Origin of the sequence: Klebsiella sp. AqSCr, from assembly GCF_008452795.1 — a bacterium.
Classification (GTDB): domain Bacteria; phylum Pseudomonadota; class Gammaproteobacteria; order Enterobacterales; family Enterobacteriaceae; genus Klebsiella; species Klebsiella pneumoniae.
The window spans coordinates 354,336-367,334 of the sequence record NZ_MJDM01000001.1 but is presented as its reverse complement, the minus strand read 5'-3'; the positions used below and the strand labels follow the sequence as shown (position 1 = coordinate 367,334).

At 56.2% G+C, this 12,999-nt stretch carries 14 protein-coding genes and 1 rRNA gene; 9 read left to right on the top strand and 6 right to left on the bottom strand.

The genetic code is table 11. The annotated features are described in order from the left end of the window. Nucleotides 1-48 precede the first annotated feature (48 nt). Nucleotides 49-1,588: ribosomal RNA gene (locus BHE81_RS01695) — 16S ribosomal RNA — on the bottom strand. A gap of 368 nt (nt 1,589-1,956) precedes the next feature. Then, nucleotides 1,957-2,523 carry a D-glycero-beta-D-manno-heptose 1,7-bisphosphate 7-phosphatase gene (gmhB, locus tag BHE81_RS01690; protein WP_002889452.1) on the bottom strand — a complete coding sequence of 189 codons (567 nt, stop codon included), beginning with the start codon at nt 2,521-2,523 and terminating at the stop codon, nt 1,957-1,959. A 188-nt stretch (nt 2,524-2,711) separates the two neighbouring features. Here gmhB and metN point away from each other — a divergent pair, with 188 nt between their 5' ends. The 7 genes from metN to BHE81_RS01655 all read left to right on the top strand — a co-directional run bounded on the left by metN (nt 2,712) and on the right by BHE81_RS01655 (nt 9,198). After that, nucleotides 2,712-3,743, top strand: coding sequence for a methionine ABC transporter ATP-binding protein MetN (metN, locus tag BHE81_RS01685; RefSeq protein WP_002889450.1), 1,032 nt, complete (start codon nt 2,712-2,714; stop codon nt 3,741-3,743). Beyond that, on the top strand, nt 3,736-4,389 hold the full coding sequence (locus BHE81_RS01680) for a methionine ABC transporter permease MetI (protein WP_002889448.1): 654 nt from the start codon (nt 3,736-3,738) through the stop codon (nt 4,387-4,389). Before metN ends, BHE81_RS01680 begins: the two co-directional genes overlap by 8 nt. Before the next feature lie 43 nt (nt 4,390-4,432). Then, nucleotides 4,433-5,248 (top strand): methionine ABC transporter substrate-binding lipoprotein MetQ, encoded by an 816-nt coding sequence (metQ, locus tag BHE81_RS01675; protein ID WP_002889445.1) that lies wholly within the window; start codon nt 4,433-4,435, stop codon nt 5,246-5,248. A gap of 107 nt (nt 5,249-5,355) precedes the next feature. Further along, entirely contained in the window at nt 5,356-5,763 is a 408-nt protein-coding gene (gene rcsF / locus BHE81_RS01670) for an Rcs stress response system protein RcsF (protein WP_002889443.1), read from the top strand. Then, nucleotides 5,760-6,467 carry a tRNA (N6-threonylcarbamoyladenosine(37)-N6)-methyltransferase TrmO gene (gene tsaA, locus BHE81_RS01665; RefSeq protein ID WP_004178661.1) on the top strand — a complete coding sequence of 236 codons (708 nt, stop codon included), beginning with the start codon at nt 5,760-5,762 and terminating at the stop codon, nt 6,465-6,467. The genes rcsF and tsaA overlap by 4 nt, the downstream gene beginning before the upstream one ends. Nucleotides 6,468-6,578: 111 nt before the next feature. Next, the gene (gene proS / locus BHE81_RS01660) at nt 6,579-8,297 is read left to right on the top strand and encodes a proline--tRNA ligase (protein ID WP_004151928.1); all 1,719 of its coding nucleotides are present in this window, start codon (nt 6,579-6,581) and stop codon (nt 8,295-8,297) included. A 58-nt stretch (nt 8,298-8,355) separates the two neighbouring features. Beyond that, on the top strand, nt 8,356-9,198 hold the full coding sequence (locus BHE81_RS01655; RefSeq protein WP_004212714.1) for a YaeF family permuted papain-like enzyme: 843 nt from the start codon (nt 8,356-8,358) through the stop codon (nt 9,196-9,198). A gap of 131 nt (nt 9,199-9,329) precedes the next feature. Here the strand turns inward: BHE81_RS01655 and nlpE are convergent, their stop codons facing one another. Genes nlpE through BHE81_RS01640 form a run of 3 tightly spaced genes read right to left on the bottom strand, consistent with a single transcriptional unit; the run spans nt 9,330 to nt 11,026 of the window. Then, on the bottom strand, nt 9,330-10,028 hold the full coding sequence (gene nlpE, locus BHE81_RS01650) for an envelope stress response activation lipoprotein NlpE (protein ID WP_002889435.1): 699 nt from the start codon (nt 10,026-10,028) through the stop codon (nt 9,330-9,332). Between the two features lie 42 nt (nt 10,029-10,070). Continuing rightward, nucleotides 10,071-10,484, bottom strand: coding sequence for an alternative ribosome rescue aminoacyl-tRNA hydrolase ArfB (gene arfB / locus BHE81_RS01645; RefSeq protein ID WP_002889433.1), 414 nt, complete (start codon nt 10,482-10,484; stop codon nt 10,071-10,073). Continuing rightward, nucleotides 10,481-11,026 carry a YaeQ family protein gene (locus BHE81_RS01640; RefSeq protein ID WP_002889431.1) on the bottom strand — a complete coding sequence of 182 codons (546 nt, stop codon included), beginning with the start codon at nt 11,024-11,026 and terminating at the stop codon, nt 10,481-10,483. Before BHE81_RS01640 ends, arfB begins: the two co-directional genes overlap by 4 nt. A 196-nt stretch (nt 11,027-11,222) precedes the next feature. Between BHE81_RS01640 and BHE81_RS01635 the strand changes: the two genes are divergently transcribed. Beyond that, the gene (locus tag BHE81_RS01635) at nt 11,223-11,423 is read left to right on the top strand and encodes a YaeP family protein (protein ID WP_002889429.1); all 201 of its coding nucleotides are present in this window, start codon (nt 11,223-11,225) and stop codon (nt 11,421-11,423) included. Continuing rightward, complete coding sequence (rof, locus tag BHE81_RS01630; protein ID WP_002889424.1) at nt 11,410-11,670, top strand: Rho-binding antiterminator; 261 nt, start codon at nt 11,410-11,412, stop codon at nt 11,668-11,670. The genes BHE81_RS01635 and rof overlap by 14 nt, the downstream gene beginning before the upstream one ends. A 13-nt stretch (nt 11,671-11,683) precedes the next feature. Here the strand turns inward: rof and tilS are convergent, their stop codons facing one another. Next, nucleotides 11,684-12,985 carry a tRNA lysidine(34) synthetase TilS gene (tilS, locus tag BHE81_RS01625; protein WP_149888779.1) on the bottom strand — a complete coding sequence of 434 codons (1,302 nt, stop codon included), beginning with the start codon at nt 12,983-12,985 and terminating at the stop codon, nt 11,684-11,686. Nucleotides 12,986-12,999 lie beyond the last annotated feature (14 nt).

Genomic DNA, 12,999 nt, shown 5'->3' with positions numbered 1-12,999 from the left:
TTTCATCAGACAATCTGTGTGAGCACTACAAAGGCAGGTTCTTTAAGGTAAGGAGGTGATCCAACCGCAGGTTCCCCTACGGTTACCTTGTTACGACTTCACCCCAGTCATGAATCACAAAGTGGTAAGCGCCCTCCCGAAGGTTAAGCTACCTACTTCTTTTGCAACCCACTCCCATGGTGTGACGGGCGGTGTGTACAAGGCCCGGGAACGTATTCACCGTAGCATTCTGATCTACGATTACTAGCGATTCCGACTTCATGGAGTCGAGTTGCAGACTCCAATCCGGACTACGACATACTTTATGAGGTCCGCTTGCTCTCGCGAGGTCGCTTCTCTTTGTATATGCCATTGTAGCACGTGTGTAGCCCTGGTCGTAAGGGCCATGATGACTTGACGTCATCCCCACCTTCCTCCAGTTTATCACTGGCAGTCTCCTTTGAGTTCCCGGCCTAACCGCTGGCAACAAAGGATAAGGGTTGCGCTCGTTGCGGGACTTAACCCAACATTTCACAACACGAGCTGACGACAGCCATGCAGCACCTGTCTCACAGTTCCCGAAGGCACCAATCCATCTCTGGAAAGTTCTGTGGATGTCAAGACCAGGTAAGGTTCTTCGCGTTGCATCGAATTAAACCACATGCTCCACCGCTTGTGCGGGCCCCCGTCAATTCATTTGAGTTTTAACCTTGCGGCCGTACTCCCCAGGCGGTCGATTTAACGCGTTAGCTCCGGAAGCCACGCCTCAAGGGCACAACCTCCAAATCGACATCGTTTACGGCGTGGACTACCAGGGTATCTAATCCTGTTTGCTCCCCACGCTTTCGCACCTGAGCGTCAGTCTTTGTCCAGGGGGCCGCCTTCGCCACCGGTATTCCTCCAGATCTCTACGCATTTCACCGCTACACCTGGAATTCTACCCCCCTCTACAAGACTCTAGCCTGCCAGTTTCGAATGCAGTTCCCAGGTTGAGCCCGGGGATTTCACATCCGACTTGACAGACCGCCTGCGTGCGCTTTACGCCCAGTAATTCCGATTAACGCTTGCACCCTCCGTATTACCGCGGCTGCTGGCACGGAGTTAGCCGGTGCTTCTTCTGCGGGTAACGTCAATCGCCAAGGTTATTAACCTTAACGCCTTCCTCCCCGCTGAAAGTGCTTTACAACCCGAAGGCCTTCTTCACACACGCGGCATGGCTGCATCAGGCTTGCGCCCATTGTGCAATATTCCCCACTGCTGCCTCCCGTAGGAGTCTGGACCGTGTCTCAGTTCCAGTGTGGCTGGTCATCCTCTCAGACCAGCTAGGGATCGTCGCCTAGGTGAGCCATTACCCCACCTACTAGCTAATCCCATCTGGGCACATCTGATGGCATGAGGCCCGAAGGTCCCCCACTTTGGTCTTGCGACGTTATGCGGTATTAGCTACCGTTTCCAGTAGTTATCCCCCTCCATCAGGCAGTTTCCCAGACATTACTCACCCGTCCGCCGCTCGTCACCCGAGAGCAAGCTCTCTGTGCTACCGCTCGACTTGCATGTGTTAGGCCTGCCGCCAGCGTTCAATCTGAGCCATGATCAAACTCTTCAATTTAAGTTTGATGCTCAAAGAATTAAACTTCGTAATGAATTACGTGTTCACTCTTGAGACTTGGTATTCATTTTTCGTCCGAGGACGTTAAGAATCCATGTCACTTTGAGTGCCCACACAGATTGTCTGATAAATTGTTAAAGAGCAGTTGCGACGCGCTTTAGCGCTCTGTCGCGAGGTGGCGTATATTACGCCTTCCTCTTTCAGAGTCAACCCGTTTTTCAGGATTTTTCTCTGCAACCGAACTGGCTGTTTGTGTGAAGTGATTCACATCCGCCGTGTCGATGGAGGCGCATTATAGGGAGCTCTCCGGGAATGACAAGCGGAAAAATACAATTTTATTTCAACCGCTCATCTTTTAAACGCAACGCTTATTTTTGCTGCTTTTTAATCGCCGCCGGCAGCTCTGCCAGGCTATTTAGCACCCAATCCGCCGCTTTTTCCGCTTCTTCAGTCAGGGGTTTACCGGTGCGCACCAGTACTTTAGTCCCGACATCCGCAGCCGCTGCCGCCTGCATATCTTCCAGTTTGTCCCCTACCATATAAGAAGCAGCCATATCGATATGCAGATAGTCGCGGGCGGAAATCAGCATCCCCGGATGCGGTTTACGACAATCACAGGTCTGACGGTACTCCTCAACCGCACCCTGCGGGTGATGCGGGCAATAGTAGATACCGTCGAGGTCGACACCGCGGTCTGCCAGAGACCAGTCCATCCATTCGGTCAGCGTTTCAAACTGGGCTTCGGTAAATTTACCGCGGGCAATACCGGACTGGTTAGTGACCAGCACCAGCGCGTAGCCCATCTCTTTTAGTTCGCGCATCGCGTCAATGACGCCATCGATAAATTCAAAATTGTCGATTTCGTGGACGTAGCCATGATCGACATTAATAGTGCCGTCACGGTCGAGAAAAATTGCGGGTACTGACTTTGCCACCGGTTTGCTCCTGAAAAAGACTAGTGCCGCTAGTATCGCATGTTTCCGCATGCAAGAAAGTGCTCATTATAAAGAGTCAGATTGATTTAGACGTCTGGATGCCTTAACATCCATTTCATTGCCAGGCATCGCCTGGATACGGCAGAAGAAAATGCCACGGCAAACGGCTAAACGATAATAAATAACTGATGATTAAACTTTCCAATATCACCAAAGTATTCCAGCAGGGGAATCGCAGCATTCAGGCGCTGAATAACGTCAGCCTGCATGTCCCTGCCGGACAGATTTACGGCGTCATCGGTGCCTCCGGCGCCGGTAAAAGTACGCTGATTCGCTGCGTGAACCTGCTGGAGCGCCCGACCGAGGGCAGCGTACAGGTTGACGGTCAGGAACTGACTGCCCTGTCGGAGAAAGAGCTAACCCGCGCTCGCCGTCAAATTGGCATGATTTTCCAGCATTTTAACCTGTTGGCCTCGCGGACCGTTTTCGGCAACGTGGCATTACCCCTGGAGCTGGATAACACGCCGCAGGCTGAAATCAAACGCCGTGTCACGGAGCTGCTGGATCTTGTCGGTCTGGGTGATAAGCACGACAGCTACCCGGCCAACCTCTCCGGCGGCCAGAAACAGCGCGTGGCGATTGCCCGCGCGCTGGCCAGCAATCCTAAAGTATTGCTGTGCGATGAAGCCACCAGCGCCCTGGATCCGGCCACTACCCGTTCCATTCTCGAACTGCTGAAAGACATTAACCGTCGTCTGGGGCTGACCATTCTGTTGATCACCCATGAAATGGACGTGGTTAAACGTATCTGCGACTGCGTGGCGGTCATTAGTAATGGTCAACTGATCGAGCAGGACACCGTGAGCGAAGTCTTCTCCCATCCGAAGACGCCGCTGGCTCAGCAGTTTATTCAGTCCACTCTGCACCTCGATATTCCGGATGACTATCAGGCGCGCCTGAAACCTACCGCCACAGCGGATAGCGTACCGATGCTGCGCATGGAATTTACCGGCCACTCCGTCGATGCGCCGCTGCTCTCTGAAACCGCGCGTCGCTTCAACGTGAATAACAACATTATCAGCGCGCAGATGGATTATGCCGGCGGGGTGAAGTTCGGCATCATGCTCACCGAAATGCACGGTACACAGGAAGACACTCAGGCGGCCATCGCCTGGCTGCAGGAACATCATGTAAAAGTAGAGGTATTGGGTTATGTCTGAGGCAATGATGTGGCTGCTGTTGCGCGGCGTATGGGAAACGCTGGCAATGACTTTTGTCTCTGGCTTCTTCGGTTTTGTCCTCGGCCTGCCGGTGGGCGTGCTGCTGTACGTTACCCGTCCGGGGCAAATCGTCGCCAATGCCAAACTGTACCGCACGCTCTCGGCGCTGGTGAATATTTTCCGCTCCATCCCGTTCATTATCCTGCTGGTCTGGATGATTCCGTTCACCCGCGTGATTGTCGGTACCTCTATCGGCCTGCAGGCAGCGATTGTGCCATTAACAGTTGGCGCCGCGCCGTTTATCGCCCGCATGGTGGAGAACGCCCTGCTGGAGATCCCCACCGGCCTTATTGAAGCCTCCCGCGCGATGGGTGCCACGCCGCTGCAGATCGTGCGCAAAGTCCTGCTACCTGAAGCACTGCCGGGTCTGGTCAACGCCGCCACCATCACGCTCATCACGCTGGTGGGTTATTCCGCAATGGGCGGCGCGGTGGGCGCCGGTGGCCTGGGTCAGATTGGTTATCAGTATGGCTATATTGGATATAACGCCACCGTGATGAATACCGTACTGGTATTGCTGGTTGTTCTGGTTTATTTAATTCAATTCTCTGGCGATCGCATCGTCCGGGCTGTGACTCACAAATAACGTTATTGGCAGACAACACTCATTCTTACAGGAAGGAAATAACATGGCCTTTAATTTCAAAACTTTTGCGGCAGTCGGCGCGTTAATCGGTTCTCTGGCGCTGGTGGGTTGCGGTCAGGATGAAAAAGATCCGAATCATATTAAAGTCGGCGTTATCGTCGGGGCGGAACAGCAGGTCGCTGAAGTTGCGCAGAAAGTGGCAAAAGAGAAGTATGGCCTCGATGTTGAGCTGGTGACCTTCAACGATTACGTTCTGCCGAACGAAGCGCTGAGCAAAGGCGATATCGACGTGAACGCCTTCCAGCATAAACCGTATCTCGATCAGCAGATTAAAGACCGCGGCTATAAGCTGGTGGCTGTCGGTAACACCTTCGTCTACCCGATCGCGGGTTATTCGAAGAAAATCAAATCGCTGGACGAACTGCAGCCGGGCTCGCAGATCGCCGTCCCTAACGATCCGACCAACCTCGGTCGTTCTCTGCTGCTGCTGCAGCAGGTGGGCCTGATCAAACTGAAGGATGGCGTAGGCCTGCTGCCGACCTCGCTGGACATCGTCGAGAACCCGAAAAACCTGAAGATTGTTGAACTGGAGGCGCCGCAGCTGCCGCGTTCCCTGGACGATGCGCAGATTGCGCTGGCCGTTATCAACACCACTTACGCCAGCCAGATTGGCCTGACCCCGGCGAAAGACGGCATCTTTGTTGAAGGTAAAGAGTCTCCTTACGTGAACCTGATTGTGGCGCGTGAAGACAATAAAGATGCTGAGAATGTGAAAAAATTCGTTCAGGCTTACCAGAGCGATGAAGTTTACGAAGCAGCAAACAAGATCTTTAACGGCGGTGCCGTGAAAGGCTGGTAATCTTTTCTCACCGTAATATCATTCAGGACGGGCTTCACGCCCGTCTTGTCATTTATGCAAGCACCTGATTCAATAACGCCCTGTTTTTTATTCATTGAGGAAATACTATGCGTGCTTTACCGATCTGTTTGTTAGCACTCATGTTAAGCGGTTGTTCCATGCTAAGCAGATCTCCCGTTGAGCCTGCTCAAAGCACTGCAACCCCGCCGGTTAAATCTGAGCCGAGCAAACCGCGCGCCACCCGCCCGGCCCCAGTACGTATTTACACCGATGCGTCAGAGCTGGTTGGTAAACCGTTCCGCGATCTGGGTGAAGTATCTGGCGAGTCCTGCCAGGCTTCGAATCAGGATTCTCCGCCGAATATCCCCACCGCGCGCAAGCGTCTGCAAATTAATGCCGCGCGTATGAAAGCTAATGCCGTCCTGCTTCACCGCTGCGAAGTGACCAGCGGTACGCCAGGCTGCTACCGTCAGGCCGTTTGCCTGGGTTCAGCGCTTAACGTCTCGGCGCAATGAGCGCATTTCAGTTCGCGCAAATAGGCGTCATCCGTTCGCCGTATAAAGAGAAGTTTGCCGTTCCTCGCCAGCCAGGCCTGGTGAAACACGGCGGCGGAGAACTCCATCTGGTCGCGCCCTATAACCAGGCCGACGCCGTGCGTGGCCTGGAGAGCTTCAGCCATCTGTGGATCCTGTTTGTGTTTCATCAGACAATGGAAGGCGGTTGGCGTCCGACGGTGCGACCTCCCCGACTGGGCGGCAATGCGCGGATGGGCGTCTTCGCCACCCGTTCAACGTTTCGCCCTAATCCCATCGGCATGTCGCTCGTTGAGCTCAAGGGCATTCGCTGTCAGAAAGATCAGGTAATACTGGAACTCGGCAGCCTCGATCTCGTCGACGGGACGCCGGTGGTTGATATCAAACCGTATCTTCCTTTCGCCGAAGCCCTGCCGGACGCCAGCGCCAGCTATGCACAGCAGGCGCCGCTGGCGGGTATGAACGTCAGCTTTACGCCGGAAATAGACGCACAGTTACTCACGCTGGAAAAACGTTACCCACATATCAAAGCGTTTATCCGCGAGGTGCTGGCGCAGGATCCGCGTCCGGCCTACCGAAAAGAGGAACAAGCGGGAAAAACGTATGCCGTCTGGCTGCTGGATTTCAACGTCCGCTGGCGGGTGATTGCCTCCGGTTTTGAAGTCTTTGCCCTCGAAGCGCGCTAATTTTATTTTCCTCTCTTTTGGCATCTTTGCCACACTGGTAAACTAAACCACTTTTTTGTTTCAGGCTGGGCAACCAGCCTGTTCCGCTCGTTTAACTGGAACCGTTACAACATGCGTACTAGCCAATATCTGCTCTCCACTCTGAAGGAGACACCTGCCGACGCCGAGGTAATCAGCCATCAGCTGATGCTGCGCGCCGGGATGATCCGCAAGCTGGCCTCCGGGTTATACACCTGGCTGCCGACCGGCGTGCGCGTCCTGAAAAAAGTCGAAAACATCGTGCGTGAAGAAATGAACAACGCCGGTGCGATCGAGGTGTTAATGCCGGTCGTTCAGCCATCTGAACTGTGGCAGGAGAGCGGGCGCTGGGAGCAGTACGGCCCGGAACTGTTGCGCATTGCCGATCGCGGCGATCGTCCGTTCGTCCTCGGCCCAACCCACGAAGAGGTCATTACCGATCTGATCCGCAACGAGCTGAACTCCTATAAACAGCTGCCGCTGAACTTCTATCAGATCCAGACCAAATTCCGCGACGAAGTACGCCCGCGTTTCGGGGTGATGCGCTCCCGTGAATTCCTGATGAAAGATGCCTACTCTTTCCATACTTCGCAGGAATCGCTGCAGGAAACCTACGACGCGATGTATGCCGCTTACAGCAAAATCTTCAGCCGTATGGGGCTGGATTTCCGCGCGGTACAGGCTGACACCGGTTCTATCGGCGGCAGCGCCTCTCATGAATTCCAGGTGCTGGCGCAGAGCGGCGAAGACGATGTGATCTTCTCCGACAGCTCCGACTACGCGGCAAACATCGAGTTTGCGGAGGCCGTTGCGCCGAAAGAGCCGCGCGCAGCCGCCACCCAGGAGATGACCCTGGTCGATACGCCGAACGCCAAAACCATCGCCGAGCTGGTGGAGCAGTTCAACCTGCCGATCGAAAAAACCGTGAAAACTCTGCTGGTGAAAGCGGTTGAAGATAGCGCTTCCCCGCTGGTTGCCCTGCTGGTGCGCGGCGATCACGAGCTGAACGAAGTGAAAGCGGAAAAACTGCCGCAGGTCGCCAGCCCGCTGACCTTCGCCACCGAAGAAGAGATCCGCGCCCTGGTGAACGCCGGTCCTGGCTCCCTGGGCCCGGTGAACATGCCGGTTCCGGTGATTATCGACCGTACTGTAGCGGTGATGAGCGATTTCGCCGCTGGCGCCAACATCGATGGCAAACACTACTTCGGCATCAACTGGGACCGCGATGTCGCGACGCCAGAAGTGGCCGACATCCGTAATGTCGTCGCCGGCGACCCGAGCCCGGACGGTAAAGGTACCCTGCTTATTAAGCGCGGTATCGAAGTGGGTCATATCTTCCAGCTGGGGACGAAGTACTCCGAGGCGATGAAAGCCGCGGTCCAGGGCGAAGATGGCCGTAACCAGATCCTGACCATGGGCTGCTATGGTATCGGGGTGACTCGCGTGGTAGCGGCGGCGATTGAGCAGAACTTTGACGATCGCGGTATCGTCTGGCCGGATGCGATTGCGCCGTTCCAGGTGGCGATCCTGCCGATGAACATGCACAAGTCTTACCGTGTGCAGGAGCTGGCGGAGAAACTGTACGCCGAGCTGAGCGCCCAGGGTATTGAAGTGCTGATGGACGATCGTAAAGAGCGTCCGGGCGTGATGTTCGCCGATATGGAGCTGATCGGTATCCCGCACACCATCGTGCTGGGAGATCGTAACCTCGACAACGATGATATCGAATACAAGTATCGTCGCAACGGTGAGAAGCAGCTGATTAAGACCGGAGATATTGTGGAATATCTGGTTAAAGCGATAAAAGGCTAACACCCACCTCAGGGCCCTGAACGGATGTCAGGGCTTTTTTTTTACAAGGACAGTACCAATGACTGCACATCTCCTCCGCAGCGGACTGCTTACTTTTGCCCTGCTCCTGCTTACCGCCTGTACCCTGGACGTCGGCCGCAGCTCGCCTTCCACATCTGCTGCCGATGACCATTCATCATCCTGGGCTGTTACCCTCCAGCGTCAAAGCTCGATTGCCGGCAGCGGACTGCGCGAAATCGCCGAAAGCGACCTGCGCTCCGGCGACCTGCTGTTCTCCTCCAGCCTGGGCGTCACATCGCTTGGGATCCGCGCCTTCAGCGCCTCTTCCGTAAGCCACGTCGCGCTGTATGTTGGCGAAGGTCAGGTTGCGGAAGCCACCGGTGCCGGCGTACAAGTGATTACCCTTCAGCAGGCGCTGGCGCACAGCGATAAACTCTTTGCTCTCAGGGTGCCTGACCTGACGCCGGACCAGGCGACGGCGATGAAAAGTTTTGCCTGGCAGGTCAAAGACAGCGGGTATAACTATCGCGGCATTATTCAGTTTATCCCTTATATGGTCACCAAACCGCTCTGCTCGCTCAACCCCTTCTCACGAGACTTTCGCCAGCAGTGCGTGAGCGGCCTGGCTAAAGCGCAGCTGGGCGATGCGGCAAGCGGCGACAAGAAAGCGTGGTTTTGCTCGGAGTTTGTCAGCGAGGCCTTTGTCCGAGCCGGGCATCCGCTGACGCTCGCGCAGGCGGCGTGGATCAGTCCTTCCGATCTGCTGCACATGCGGGAAGGAGACGTCGCCACGTTTAAACCCGAAACGCAGCTCCAGTATGTCGGGCATTTGAAACTGGGAGTTTATCTTCAGGCCGGTAAGCTGGTGGGGCTGAACAAACCGAAGGACGGTGCGGAGTAAAGAAACGATTGACGCTTTTCCGCTAGCCAGATCCACGCTCACTCTTGATGTGACAGGGCTAATAACAGGAGGAAGTAGGTGGTACTGCGCGGGATCATCCCCTGCCCGTTACCCGGACAGGGGCCTGACAATCAATGGCTGCAGTCTTTACCGGGAATAAATTTGCCGGCTTGATCCGTCATCAGCGTTTTCATCATCTCGCCGGTATCCGGGTTCGCTTCGAGAGTAAAGTGCCCTTCTACCACCAGCAGTACCGGGCGAGTATCGGTCCCGCGCGCGGCGGCATAATCCCGTTCAAGCTGGGCATTGTTCGCCACCGCGACGCGTTTACCGGTCGCACAATCGGTAAAGGTTGCCGCATCGGCCATATAGAAATACATGCCGCGCATCGCCATCGGCGTCGTCGGCAGGCTGGCCTTCACTGGCTCCAGGGTATAGTTGAGAGGAGACTGAATGGGGCTTCCGTTGCGGTCGAGCATCTCCAGCTTGTCGCCTTTCGCGCGAAAGTAAGATTTCTCGCCCTTGCTGTTGGTCAGCACCAGCTTATCCGCGGTACGTGCCCAGGTGCCGTACGAGGCAAAGGATGACGGCTCACGACGGGCGCCCTGGTAGTGCTCATTCATCACCCAGGTCCCGTCTTTTTCCAGGAACAGCGAGGTGTCGATACCTTCGCAATCCGCGCAAGGCAGCACGCCTCGCCAGCTTTGCTGCATCGGCTTGAGCTCTTCCATCGCCGCTGGCTGGACCGTGTCAGTCTCGGCGCGATGGTTACAACCAAACAGCGCGAACAGCGAACAGGCCGCTATCACGGAGAATACGATTTTCTTCACTTTGCTTTCCTTATCATCCATTTCACCCGTTCGCCGACGCCTTCACTGGCGAACTTTCCCACGCAGCGCCTTGACTGAGGACTTCTGTGCCTTGGAAGCAAGGCGTCGCTCTTTCGATGCCCGAGTCGGTCGCGTCTCCCGGCGACTTTTTTGCACTGCGGTTAATTCTTTAATAAGGGCCACCAGCCGGGCGATCGCCGCTTCACGGTTCATCTCCTGGCTGCGGTATTCCTGAGCCTTAATGATAACCACACCGTCAGCAGAAATTAAGTGGTGGCTGGCGGCGAGCAGGCGCTCTTTGTAAAACTCCGGCAGGCTTGAAGCTTTAATATCAAAGCGCAGATGGATCGCCGTCGACGCTTTGTTTACATGCTGCCCCCCTGCTCCCTGGGCGCGAATGCCTGACAAGACGATCTCGTCGTCGGCAAGGGCTACGCTGCGGCTAATAGTAATCATGCCGACGCTTGCCAGGCGGTAAGCTGAATTTCCAGATTATTCCGAGCGTCGGATAACCAGATACTGCCCTCCTGCAGAGTGGCCTGCAGCGTCATGGTACGGTCGGCAAAGGCGCTAAGCAGTGCCAGTTGCGCATCATCAAGATACCAGATGGTCAGCTTCGGGTACGCCGCAAGCTTGCTCTGATTCTGCTGCCACCAGATTTCAGCTGCCCGGCTATTATAGGCAAACAGCGCCACCGCCTGCGCCCGTGAGCAGGCTTTCTTAATCCGCCGCTCATCCGGCAGACCCAGTTCGATCCACAGATCGACCCCGAGATGATCGTTAAGCAGCCACAGCTCCGGCTCGTCATCCGACGACAGACCGCGGGTAAACTGTAGCCGTTCATCGGCATATTTGATCCATGCCAGCAGGCGCAGCATCATGCGCTCCTGGGTTTCTGACGGATGCTGAGCCAGCGTCAGGTTAGCATCCAGAAACTGGTTGCGATCCAGATCGGCTACATTTACCGCAGCTTTATATATTGTCGCTTTCAGCGCCATGAATAAACTCCTGAAAAGAATGGCGTACATTGTAGCGAAACTGGCGGCAAAAGGCTGTCGTCAATCGCAGCAACCTGTTTCATCCTGCTGAAATTGCTTAAATGACTATGATATAGTTCCCTTGCTAAACAGAGTTTATCTTCGTAGGCTTAAACTTGCATCCCACGGTTGAGTCAGAACGCTGACAGGAGGGCATGTGGACCACTATTGTGAGTTAATACGCAAGCGGTATGCGGAAATAGCCAGCGGAGACTTAGGGTATATCCCGGATGCGCTGGGTTGCGTGTTGAAAGTATTGAATGAGATTGCGGCGGATGAGGCCCTTTCGGAGTCAGTCAGGGAAAAGGCCGCTTATGCGGCAGCAAACTTACTGGTGAGCGATTATGTCAATGAATGATACTTATCAACCCATTAACTGCGATGATTACGACAACCTGGAGCTGGCCTGCCAGCATCACCTGGTGCTGACGCTGGCGCTGAAGGATGGCGAACAGCTGCAGGCAAAGGCCAGCGATCTTATCTCGCGAAAAAATATCGAGTATCTGGTGGTCGAACTCGCCGGCAACGTCCGCGAGCTGCGCCTGGATAAAATCGCCAGCTTCAGTCACCCGGAAATCGGCACCGTGGTGGTGAGCGAATCCTGAATCAAAAACGGGCTTAATCGCCCGTTTTCCTCCACATCAGCCTGACCCCTTCCCCGTCCTTCACTTCACCTTCTGTGGTCACAAACAGATCGTCCGCTGCGGCAATCGGCGTTTCGCCGTAAAACAGCAGCGGCGTGGTGTCTCGTCGCCACGGAGCAACGCCCAGCTCCTGCCAGAGCTTCTTAAGCTTGCGTCCGCCATGGCGCCCGACAATATGCAGGTGGCCGCTGGCGCGAAAGCGGACGGTGACCGGCTCATCCGCCGACGGCGGGCGCAGCCTGCCGCCGGGCTGCAGCGTCAGCTCCCCCAGCCGCAGCGGCTGGCGCCAGTCGGGCCAGCGCTGAACGCTGTCCGTCTGACCGGGAAGATACTTCACCCAGTACAAACGCTGTTGAAAACGGCGGACGGTAAATTCCCCCAGCCGCAGACAGGGGCTGGCATCTTCCCGCGCCAGCGCCACCTCGTGCCAGAGGCGCTCAGGCACCTCGCGGGCGGGCATCGGCGCCTGCTGCCCGGCGAGCCAGCGACGCAGCAGCGCCGCTCGGCGCGGCGGACTCATCGTCGCCAGCGGCGCGATAGCCAGCGAGCCATCTTCGGCCACCAGCGACGCCAGCTCCGCCGCCAACATCTCGTCCAGCAGTTGTTCCTGCTCGGCGCACAGGCTGGCGCTGCGGGCGACGGCCTCGCTAAAGTGCGGCCAACGCTCGCGCAGCACCGGGATCACCCGCAGGCGCAGGAAATTGCGGTCATAGGTATCATCCTGATTACTCTCATCTTCGATCCACGACAGCTGATGGGCGAGCGCCCACTGGCGTAGTGATTCGCGGGTTTCATTGAGGAGAGGACGCAGCAGTCGACTGCCGGCAAAGGCAGAGGATGGCGCCATCGCCGACAGGCCGGTAGGACCGCTGCCGCGTTTTAACGCCAGCAGCAGGGTTTCGCACTGATCGTCCTGGTGCTGGGCGGTCACTAACACCTCGCCGGCATTGAGCGTATCCTGAAAGGCCTGATAGCGCGCCGCACGAGCGTGGGCCTCGACGCCCAGCCCTCCCCGGGCTAACGTCACGTGATGCACCACCAGCGGCACCTGCCACTGCTGGCAAATCTGCCGACAATGCGCCACCCAGTCGTCTGCGTGGGCGCTAAGGCCGTGGTGAACATGCACCGCCCGCAGCGTCAGCGAGGGATCCTGTTCCCGCAGCAGCACCAGCTGATGCAGAAGAACCGTCGAGTCCAGACCGCCGCTGAAGGCCACCAGCAGCTGGCGATGGGGATGAAGCGTATGCGCAATATCAGCCGTCATATCCACGAACATACCGAGAAGTGATG